This window comes from Halosegnis sp. (genome assembly GCF_042216475.1).
GTDB lineage: Archaea > Halobacteriota > Halobacteria > Halobacteriales > Haloarculaceae > Halosegnis.
Map to the genome: position 1 here is coordinate 39154 of NZ_JBDGTV010000005.1, position 10784 is coordinate 49937.

At 65.1% G+C, this 10784-nt stretch carries 6 protein-coding genes and 1 tRNA gene; 2 read left to right on the forward strand and 5 right to left on the reverse strand.

The window, feature by feature from the left end; translation table 11 throughout:
• Window positions 1-39 precede the first annotated feature (39 nt).
• Genes ABEJ63_RS02490 through ABEJ63_RS02510 form a run of 5 tightly spaced genes read right to left on the reverse strand, consistent with a single transcriptional unit; the run spans window position 40 to window position 9282 of the window.
• Window positions 40-2718 carry a DNA-directed RNA polymerase subunit A'' gene (locus ABEJ63_RS02490; RefSeq protein WP_375794766.1) on the reverse strand — a complete coding sequence of 893 codons (2679 nt, stop codon included), beginning with the start codon at window positions 2716-2718 and terminating at the stop codon, window positions 40-42.
• Window positions 2711-5662: a DNA-directed RNA polymerase subunit A' gene (locus tag ABEJ63_RS02495; RefSeq protein WP_375794767.1), complete on the reverse strand. Its 2952-nt coding sequence runs from the start codon at window positions 5660-5662 to the stop codon at window positions 2711-2713. Before ABEJ63_RS02495 ends, ABEJ63_RS02490 begins: the two co-directional genes overlap by 8 nt.
• A 1-nt stretch (window position 5663) precedes the next feature.
• Window positions 5664-7490 (reverse strand): DNA-directed RNA polymerase subunit B, encoded by a 1827-nt coding sequence (gene rpoB / locus ABEJ63_RS02500; protein WP_375794768.1) that lies wholly within the window; start codon window positions 7488-7490, stop codon window positions 5664-5666.
• 1 nt (window position 7491) lies between these two features.
• Window positions 7492-9054 (reverse strand): DNA-directed RNA polymerase subunit B'', encoded by a 1563-nt coding sequence (locus ABEJ63_RS02505; protein ID WP_375794769.1) that lies wholly within the window; start codon window positions 9052-9054, stop codon window positions 7492-7494.
• A complete protein-coding gene (locus ABEJ63_RS02510; protein ID WP_375794770.1) occupies window positions 9055-9282 on the reverse strand; it encodes a DNA-directed RNA polymerase subunit H in 228 nt (75 codons plus the stop codon). It abuts the gene before it with no gap.
• A 242-nt stretch (window positions 9283-9524) separates the two neighbouring features.
• Between ABEJ63_RS02510 and ABEJ63_RS02515 the strand changes: the two genes are divergently transcribed.
• Window positions 9525-9597, forward strand: a tRNA-Asp gene (locus ABEJ63_RS02515).
• A gap of 126 nt (window positions 9598-9723) precedes the next feature.
• The gene (locus ABEJ63_RS02520) at window positions 9724-10293 is read left to right on the forward strand and encodes a HalX domain-containing protein (protein ID WP_375794771.1); all 570 of its coding nucleotides are present in this window, start codon (window positions 9724-9726) and stop codon (window positions 10291-10293) included.
• The last annotated feature ends 491 nt before the right edge of the window (window positions 10294-10784 follow it).

The window sequence follows — 10784 nt, forward strand, 5'->3', positions numbered from 1 at the left end:
CCGGCTGTAGGGAACGCGGCGGTAAAACGGTACTGCGCGTCAATCGTCGGCGCTGGGGCTCGTCTGCCGGGAACCCATCCGCAGGTCGACATCGCCGGTACCCAGCCGGATGGGTTTGCCCACGATGACGTTCTCCGTCACCCCGTCGAGGGCGTCGACCTCGCCGTGGATGGCCGCGTCGAGCAGGTGGTTCACCGTCACCTCGAAGGCGGCGCGGGCCAGCACGGACTCCTTGCTGCCGGAGATGCCGTGTCGGCCGATCGACTCGATCTCGCCGCGGTTGGTCATGATGTCTGCAACCAGCATCAGGTGACGGACGTTGACGTTGTCCAGCCCCTGTTCTTCGAGGGTGTTTTCTGTCTCGTTGATGAGCGCCTCGCGGGCGGCCTCGATGCCGAGTTCGCGGTTGATCTCGTGGATGTTGTTGCAGGTGGTCCGCGAGGGGTCGACCCCGGGAATCTCTAGGACGTCGCCGAACGACGAGCCCTCCGTGTAGAGAACGAACTCTTCGCTGCCGTCCTCGAGTTCCTCCTTGCGGATGACGACCCGCGTGATGTCCTCGATTCCTTTGAACACGATATCGCGGAGCTCCTCGACCAGCTGGAGGAGCTCGCGGTAGGAGGGCTGGTCGGGGCCGAACTCGACGACCGTCTGTTCCGGGCGGGTCGTTGCGACGCCCAGATTCGACTCGATTTGGCCTGCAATCTCGGCTGCAATCTCGTCGACATCGTCGTAGGTGGGCCACCGCTCGCGGAGCGTCTCCTCGTTGAGATCGATGCGCACGAGCATGTCCGCGACGTTCGTCGACACGTCTCCGAGCGCGAGGATGCGCGTTGCCTCGATGTTCCAGACGACCTCGTGGGCCCGCTCGCGGTCGCTCGCGTGCTCCTCGTCGAGGTAGACGGTCATCATCGGGGTGTCCGGCGTCTTGCGTGCGTCGACCAGCTCGATGAGCCGGGGCAGCCCCTGGGTCACGTCAATCTCGGCGACACCAGCGTAGTGGAACGTGTTCATCGTGTTGTGCGTCACGACGCCCTCGGCCGTTGTGAACGTCTCCAGGCCCGCAACCGAGACATCGTAGACGTACTCGTGGTCGCTCGTGACCGTCTCGATCGACTCGATGCGGTCCCAGACGACGTCACCCTCGACTGCTCGTCGGAGATGGTCAAGTGCGTCCGAGTTCACACCCGAATCGTCAGCCGTTTCCACGAGCCGGGCGAGCCGAGCTCGCCCGATTCGCTGCCGGTCAGACGCGCTCTGTACCTGTCGCGCAGGGATGTCCGCGTCCGATGCAACGTCGGACAGAGCGTCCCCGAAGTTCGGAATCTGGTCGGTCGCGTCCGGTCCCTCCGGATCGAGATCGGCAGCGAGCGCCGTGAGTTCCTCGCCGCGCTCGCCGACCAGCCCGACACGTTCGGCAAACCGTGACACGAACTTCGTCGGGATGCGAAGCGTTCGCGAGTCGTCTTGGCGGGCGAGCGTGGCGTACACGTCGACCCGAGCGAGCAGCAGGGCGATGCCGGCCGTCAGGTCGTCGCTGGTCGAACTCGACCGCACTGCGTTCGTCCCGACACTGCCGTCACCGCTGAAGTAGCCCTGGAGCAGCCCTGTGACGAACGACTCGTCGGCGCCGAAGGCGAACTCGGGCACCACCTTCTGACCCGCATCGACACACGCCGCCTCGAGCAGGTCCGCGAGAACGGTCCCGTTGAGACGAATGTCGTAGCTGTCACCGTATGCTCCGTCGGTGGCGTACTCGTTGACGGAGAGGTCGAACCGTTCTGCGAAGGCACGAATCCGGTCTTGGAACTCGGGGTCGGTATTCGACACCGACACGTAGTGGTCGGTCGCGTGGCCTTCGGCGAGCCAGGCGCCGATGAAGAATCCGGTTTCGGCGTCAAGTGGGAACCGTTCGGGGAGCCCGACAGTGCCCTGCCGCGGGTACACCGCCTGTGCGTCGAGCGTGCCCGCATCCAGCGCAGCACGCTTGTTTTCGACCTGTTCGGCTCCGGCCGGATAGGACGCGGCCCCTCCGTCCGTCAGTGTCGACGTGTACCAGTAGTCGCTCGCCGGGAGGTACTCGCGGAGGTCGACCGTCTCAGTTGGCTCGTCGATACCGAGCGACCCGACGACCGGGAGCCAGTCGCCGACAGCGAGGTCATCTCCTGCGACAGGGACGACCTCGTTGTCGCGTCGCGTGACGAACGAGTGGGCCTTTGTCGCGCGAATCGTCCGGCCCGATTCGAGGGTGAACCGGAGCAGCTCGTCGGGCGTCTCGTGGCGGCTGAGCTCCTCGACTGCCTGCCAGCGGAGCTGTTCGTCTGCGCCAAGGCTGGGCACTTCGAGCCCGTCGGGCGCGAGAGCGACCTCGTGGCCGTCGAACTGGCGGCACTCTCGACCCGTCAGCAGCGAGTCGACGAGCGGGCCGATCTCTGTCACCTCGGTCTCGCCGTCTCGACGGACGATGACCTGCTCGTCCGCCGGCAGCGACATCTGCGTGCCAGGTTCCCCGATGGACTGCGCGGAGACGGTGCCGACAGGGTCCAGCGGATTGACCCGGGTGTCGCGGTAGCGTGACTCGACAGCGGTGGCGATATCCGCGGCTTCCTCGGGAGAGGCGTTCCGCTCGTCGACGACGCGGTACACCTCTTCACGGAGTCGCTTCGGGAGGTCGGTCGCCTCGACGACCGCCTCAACGTCGGCGCTCGCGTCAGTCATCCGACTCCACCTCCGGTGCTGCCCCTTCGGTGCGCCACGTGTCTTGGTGTTCCGAGAGGTTCGTGTCGAGCGTTTCGCCGCGCAGGAACGACTCTCGGTCCGTCTCGTCGGCGAACTCGGCGTTCATCACGCGGTCGGCAATCTGGTCGACATCGAGCGGCGAGTCGGCGTCGTGGGCCACCTGCGTCGTCGAGGTGCCGTCCTCGCCGAACTCGAACTGGACGATAGTGTCGGAGGTGTCCCGGACGGTACCGTCGTACTGCGTCTCCAGCTCCGAGAGGGCGTTGATCAGCCGCCGCTGGAGGTAGCCGGACTTCGACGTCCGGACGGCCGTGTCGACGAGTCCCTCGCGGCCGCCCATCGCGTGGAAGAAGAACTCCTGTGGGTTGAGCCCCTGCCGGTAGGACGATTCGACGAAGCCGTGGGCATCCGCCGAAAGATCGTTCGGCCGGTAGTGGCTCAGCGTGCGGTCCTCGTAGCCGCGGTTGATGCGTTCGCCGCGGACGGCCTGCTGGCCGACGCAGGCGGACATCTGCGTGAGGTTCAGCATCGACCCACGAGCTCCCGAGCGGGCCATCACGACCGCCGGATTCTCCTCGTCGAGATGGTCGTCGGCGATGTCGCCCGCGGAGTCGCGAGCCCGGCCGAGCGTCTGCATGATTTTCATCTCGAGCGTCTCGTCGACGGTTCGACCGGGCAGTGACTCGAGTTCGCCCGCCTCGTAGGTGTCGATGAGCTTCTCGACCCGCTCGTAGGCGTTGTCGATGGCCTCCTGAATCTGCGTTTCGGCATCGTCGTCGACCGACTCATCGTCGATACCGACGGAGAAGCCGAAGTGCATGATAGAGCGCATCGCCAGCGTGGCCACCTCGTTGATGAATTCACGCGAGCGCGTGTTGCCGTACACCTTGGTGATGGTGTCGACAATCTCGCCGCCGAACTCGCCGACCTCGTCTTCGGCGATGGTCCCCTCCACGAGCTGGCCCTGCTCGATGACGACCGGCTCGCCGACGGTTCCTTCGAACTCCAGGTCCAGGTCGTCGGGCAGCAGCTCCGAGAAGACGGTGCGACCGGTCCAGTAATCGCGGCCCTCCTCGTCGGTGCCGTCCGCGGGCGGCAGCTCGTCGATCGAGGTGGCACGCAGCAGGTCCAGCGCCTGCGTCTCGTTGAACCGGGGGTTTTCGTGGGTAAGCAGGTACATCCCGGAGATGTGGTCCTGGATGGCGCCGATGATATTCTCGCCGAATCGCGGCGAGAGGATCTGCTCCTGGACGCGCATCAGGACACGCGCCTCCGCACGAGCCTCCTCGTTCTGGAGGGCGTGCATGTTCATCTCGTCGCCGTCGAAGTCAGCGTTGTACGGCGGGCAGACGACGGTGTTCAGCCGGAACGTCTTGTACGGCATCACGACCACCTCGTGGGCCATGATGGACATCCGGTGGAGCGACGGCTGGCGATTGAAGATGACGATATCGCCATCGATGAGATGGCGCGACACCTCCCAACCGGGGTCGACCTTCTCGGCCAGCTCCTCACAGTTCTTCTCGGTCACCTTCAGCCGGCGACCGTCGGGACGACGCACGTAGTTGGCGCCGGGGTGGTGTTCTGGTCCGTTGGCGACGTAACGGCGCGCGTCCTCGAGGTTGCGCGCGTTGACGTTCATCGTCTGGGTCATCTCCGTCGCCACACGGTCGGGGACACCAACCTCGTTCAGCGAGAGGGTGGGGTCCGGGCTGATGACCGTCCGCGCGGAGAAGTTGACGCGCTTGCCGGACAGCGAGCCGCGGAAGCGGCCCTCTTTCCCCTTCAGTCGCTGGGAGAGCGTCTTCAGCGGCCGACCAGAACGGTGTCGTGCCGGTGGCGTCCCGCTGATCTCGTTGTCCATGAACGTCGTGACGTGGTACTGGAGCAGCTCCCAGAGGTCCTCGATGATGAGCTGGGGCGCACCCGCCTCGCGGTTCTCCATGAACCGCTGGTTGATGCGGATGATATCCACCAGCTTGTGGGTGAGGTCGTCCTCTGACCGCTGGCCGTTGTCCAGCGTAATCGACGGCCGGGCCGTCACCGGGGGCACCGGCAGCACGGTCAGGATAATCCACTCCGGGCGGGACTTCGTGGAGTCGATGCCGAGCACCTCGATGTCCTCGTCCGGGATGTCCTCGAACCAGTCGCGGATGTCCGAGGGCATCAGCTTGTTCATGTCCTCCTCGGTGAGGTCGACATCGAGCGCCGTCTCGAGCGCCTGTCGGTCCTCTTTGGTCGGGCGGAACTCGCCGGAGAGGATCTCGTTGATACGGGAGACGTCGATGCCGGTCTCTTCGGCGAGCTCCGTCGGCGCCATCGGCTCGCGCTCGACATCCTCTTCGCCGTCGACCGGCCGGCCCTCCATCGCGGCGGCGATGGTCTCGGAGTACTCGGCCGCGAGCACCTCCTGCACCTCGTAGTAGGTGGTCGGCTTCTCGTGTTGGATGTCGTACTGCTTGGCGCCACAGTGCGGACAGTTCGACGCCTTCCGCGCCTGCCGGATGGCGGCTTTCGTCACGTCGCCGAGATCTTCGCCCAGGCTTCGAGTGGTATCGAGTCGGTCGCGGAACTCCGCTTTCTCGTCCTCGGTGAGACAGAGCCGCGAGCACTCGCGGCAGGTCCCCCGGAGGAGGCGGCGGATAAGCTTCGCGAAGCCGACGTGGATGACCGGCGCTGCCAGCTCGATATGGCCGAAGTGGCCGTTACACGAGCCGGAGTGTTTCCCGCAGGTCTTACACTCCAGCCCGGGGTCGATGACGCCCAGCCGGGGGTCCATCAGCCCCATGTCGATGGGGAAGCCGTCGTCGTCGTAGGTGTCGGCGGTGATGACCTTCGTGGCCGACATCTCGCGGTACTCCTCGGGGTCCATCAGCCCGAAGCTGATCTGACCGATCTCCTGGGGTGTTCCTTGCGCTGACATGTTAGACTGCGTCCTCCAGTTCGATGCGCGGCGCGATGCCGAGCGCCTTCATCTCGTCGAGCAGGAGCTTGAACGCGTAGCTCATCTCGACCTCGTGGATCTCGGTTTCCTCGTCGCAGTTGGGGCAGTAGACGCGCCGTTGCTCGACGTTCTCGACAGCCGTCATCCCGCACTCCCCGCAGACGTTGATGAACTCGCGGTCGGACTCGTCGAGCAGGCGCTCCTTGAGCGCCATCGCCGCGCCGTGCCCGATGAGCACGTCGCGTTCCATCTCCCCCACGCGGAGGCCGCCCTCGCGGGCGCGCCCCTCGGTGGGCTGGCGGGTGAGGACCTGTACCGGCCCCTTGGAGCGGGCGTGGATCTTGTTCGAGACCATGTGGTAGAGCTTGTGGTAGAAGATGGTCCCGACGAAGATCTCGGCCTCGATCTTCTCGCCCGTGATGCCCGAGTACATGACCTCCTTGCCCGAGGACTTGAAGCCGTGTTCCTCCAGGGAGTCTCGGAGTTCCTCCTCGTCCTCGCCGGTGAAGGCGGTGCCATCGACGCGCCGGCCTTCGAGCGCACCGACCTTGCCGCCGATCATCTCCAGGATGTGCCCGACGGTCATCCGGGAGGGCAGGGCGTGGGGGTTGAGGATGAGGTCCGGCACGACGCCCTCCTCGGTGAAGGGCATGTCCTCCTGGGGCGCGATGTGGCCGACGACGCCCTTCTGGCCGTGGCGGGAGGCGAACTTGTCGCCGAGTTCGGGGATGCGCTCGTCGCGCACGCTCACCTTCGAGAGCTTCGAGCCGTCCTCGCCTTCCATCAGCGTCACTGTGTCGACGACGCCCGACTCGCCCGAGCGCATCGTCACACTCGTCTCCCGGCGCTTCTGCGGGGAGAGCCCGCCCATGTCGTCCGGCTCTTCGAGGAACCGTGGCGGAGAGGTCTTCCCCAGCAGGACATCGTTCTCGCCCACCTGCGTCTCCGGGTTGACCAACCCGTCCTCGTCGAGGTGGGTGTAGGCATCTTCACCGCGGGCGCCCCGCACGTCGTCGGCGGGGACTTCGAAGCGGTCCTCCTGGCCGCCGGGGTAGCGGCGTTCTTCGCCCTCGTAGGTGCGGAAGAAGTGCGACCGCGCCAGCGCCCGGTCGACGGAGCCGCCGTTGAGCACGAGCGCGTCCTCGATGTTGAACCCCTCGTAGGACATGACGGCGACGACGAAGTTCTGTGCGGCGGGGCGGTCGTCGTAGCCAATCTGCTCGGTCGTCTGGGTCTTGACCAGCGACAGCTGCGGGTAGTGGAGCAGGTGCTGGCGGGTGTCCGGCCGAATCCGGTAGTTCGCGCTCGGCAGCCCCAGCGACTGCTTGATCATCCCCGATCCCATCGTGATACGGGGCGAGGCGTTGTGCTCGGGGTAGGGGATCATCCCGGCGCCGATGCCGAAGATGAGTTGCGGGTCGACCTCAAGGTGGGTGTGGTCAGGGGTGAGTTCGTCGCCGTCGACGGCCACAAGAATATCTTCCTCCTCCTCGGCGTCGATGTACTCGACGTAGCCGCGGTCGACCAGGTCGTCGAACGTGAGTTCGCCGTCCTCGACGGCCGCGAGTTCCTCGTCGGAGACGAGCGGCTCGCCGTTCTCGACGACGAAAAGCGGTCGGCGTGCCCGGCCGGCGTCGGCGTTGATGATGACCTCGTCGGTCTCGTCTTTCACGGAGACGTTGACCATCTCCGACACTTCGCCGCGCCGGCGCGCCTCGCGGACATTGTTTGCGAGTTCGTGCGGCTGCGGATGGGTCCCGATGAGCGACCCGTTGACGTATACCTTGGATTCTCGTTGACTGGACATGTTAGTCGTCTGCGGGGGCCTCCACGGTCTCGATGCCGGGGATGCCGTTGACGCCCATAGAGGCGAGTTCTCGTTTCAGTTCCCGCTCGTCGTCGACATTCTGTGACAGCTCCATCGCCTGCGCGAAGTTTTTCACCAGCCCACAGTTGGGGCCCTCCGGCGTCTCGGAGGGGCAGATGCGGCCCCACTGGGTCGCGTGGAGGTCACGCGCTTCGAAGTGAGGCTGTGACCGCGACAGCGGCGACCGGAGCCGCCGCAGGTGGCTCAGCACGCCCATATAGTCCGTCCGGTCGACCAGTTGGGAGACGCCCGACCGGCCGCCGACCCAGTTGCCCGTTGCGATGGGGTGTTCGAGCCGCTCGGTCAGCACGTCTGACCGGACGACCGTGGAGACGGACAGCTGGCGGTTGCGCATGTTCGCTCGTTCGAGCTGGTATTTCACGTCACGGGCCAGCTTGTTGAGCGCGGTGCGGAACAGGTCCTTCATCAGGTCGCCGGAGACCTTCAGCCGTTTGTTGGCGTAGTGGTCCTTGTCGTCGGCTTCCCGGCGCCCCAAGGCGAGTTCGAAACACGCCTCGGCCATCCGACAGAGGTAGACGGCTTTGTTCATGCGGGTTTCGGCATCTTCGACGCCCTCCTCGTGGAGATGCGGGAGGAGATAGCGGTCGATGACGTAGTTGGCCCGTTTCAGCTGGTAGTTTTTTCCCTGGCCGCTGGCAACCCGTTTGCCGAGCGTCTCGATGGCCTCGTTGGTCGTCTGGACCTCCGCGGCCTCCAGGTTCTCGAGCATGAACTTCACCACCTCGGGGTCGTCGCTCACGCGGTGGACAATCTCTTCGTCGGATTCGAGTCCGAGCGCGCGCACGAGCGTCACGAAGTTGATAGAGCCGGACACGGAGGGGAACGACACCTCGAGTAGTCCCTCGCGGTTGCGCTCACAGAGCACAAGTGCTCGGTAGCCACGGCGTTGGGAGAACGTCTTCGCGACCTGGATTTCGTCGCCGTACTTCGTGTCGTACTCGGCGAGGATCTTGTTGGGCGCGAGGTCTTCGCTGGTCATCAGCACCCGCTCGGAGCCGTTGACGATGAAGTAGCCACCAGGGTCGGCGGGGTCTTCGCCGATCTCGACGAGTTCCTCGTCGGTGAAGTCGGCGATATTGCACTTGTCGGAGCCGACCATCACCGGCATCCGACCGATCTTCGTCTCGGCGGAGTCGACGACCTGTTCGGGTTCCTCGTCGCCGCCGCGCACGATATCCATCTCCATGAACACCGGCGCGGAGTAGGTGATATTTCGCAGGCGTGCTTCCTGCGGGTAGAGCAGCTCTTCGGAGCCATCCGCCTCGCGGACGCGGGGCGTCTCGACGCGAACATTCCCGAGGTCCACACGGACGGGCTCTTGGCCCTCCTTGTCGCCGATATCCGTGTCGATAGTCTCTTTCTCGTCGACGACCCGCTGCATCCCACGGTCGAGGAACGCGTTGAACGAGCGGAAGTGGTGTTCGGCGAGCCGGTCCCGCGAGAAGTACTCTCGCGAGACGGCGCGACGTTTCTGTTGGTCCATTTATTCGATCACCAGTCGATAAACCACGGCTCGGTCGGTCGTTCGTGAGTCGCGGACGATCTCGACGACGTCGCCCATCTCAGCGTCGTCGGGCAGCGCGGGGTCGGTGCGTTTGATTTTCGGCAGGTCTGTGCGGTCGATGTCATACTCCTCGAGCACATCGTCGAGTTCCTCGTCTGGAACGACGGTGTGTTCTGGAACGAGGTCGTGTTGGCTTACGTCTACCATGTTGTGGGTCAGGGGTTCGGCTCGGAAGAACTTCCTACGAGATACTACAGATGTGTACCGTCCTGTGATGCAAAACGCTTTCGGAACGTCGGACGGCTACCGCTCACGACCCCCCGCGCCAACATCAGATTAGTTGGGTTGGTCGGTACAAGACTCTTGTGCCCACGGGACGGGGTCACACACCGCGGCCGGCGCGCTTGGAAAGTCTTATGAATACCACCCGGCTACCCAGTAATGCGTCGGCCCGGGTGGTGTAGTGGCCCATCATACGACCCTGTCACGGTCGTGACGCGGGTTCAAATCCCGCCTCGGGCGTCCTTCTGCAGACACGATGGCGAGCGGCCGTGCCGTCGTGATTTCCGGCACGGCGGTCCCAAAACCTCATACCGCGGGGGTGTGATTCTAGGCTATGCGCCATCGTTCGCCACCGGGTGATGTCGGATGAGCGACGGCAGTGCGACCGTGCTCATCATCGACGACGAGCCCGACCTGGCGGACCTGTACGCGGCGTGGCTGGGCGACACGTACGAGGTTGTGACCGCCTACGGCGGCGAGGCGGGAATCGAGGCGATGAGCGAGGACATCGACGTGGCGCTCATCGACCGGTTGATGCCGGATCTGTCGGGCGACGAGGTGCTCGACCGCGTCCGCGAGGATGGGTACGACACCCGCGTCGCCATGGTGACAGCCGTCGAGCCGGACTTCGACATCATCGAGATGGGCTTCGACGACTACCTCGTGAAGCCAGTACGCCGTGAGGGACTCCACGAGGCTGTCGAGCGACTGCTCGACCGGGCCACCTACGACGCACAACTGCGCGAGTACTACGCGCTCGTCTCCAAGCGAGCGGCCCTCGAGACACAGAAGAGCGAGCGGGAACTCGCCGACAGCGAGGCGTACGCCGACCTCGTCAACGAGCTGGAGCGGCTGAGCGACGACATTGACGCGACGACGGCCAACTTCTCCGCGGAGGATTTCGAGGCAGAGCTTCGGAAGCTCGACGACAATTAGCCGCGACCGTCCACTCCATCGGCCAGCCGCAGTGGTGTCCTGCCGTCTGAGATCGCGTGCTCGGCCGCCTGTGCCCACGCACACCTGCGTCATCGTGGTATCGGAGACGTGCGTCTCCCCGATGCTAGCCGGGCGCGAGTCGCCGACGGCGTCGTCAACGAACACACCGCGTGTCCCGACGCCCGCGTTGGCGCCTGGCGGGCCGGTCACTCGGAGGGGCACGAACTAATCGGTCTGCGCCGAGCTGCCGGACATATGGTGGTCAGCACCGCATGGCTCTCTGTGGGAGGCGGGGAAACGCATGGTGTGAGTATCTCGCGCGTTCACCCTCCGGCTCGCGACGAGTTGGAGGCGCATACCCATCGGAGTACTGGCTCTCACAACGGATTCTGCGCGTCCGTGAGTGGCTACCAGCTCTCCGGAGGAAGTCCACCGCTTGACCTCCTCCTCCGCGTGAACGCGGAGGAATCCCACCACGGGATTTCAGGCCG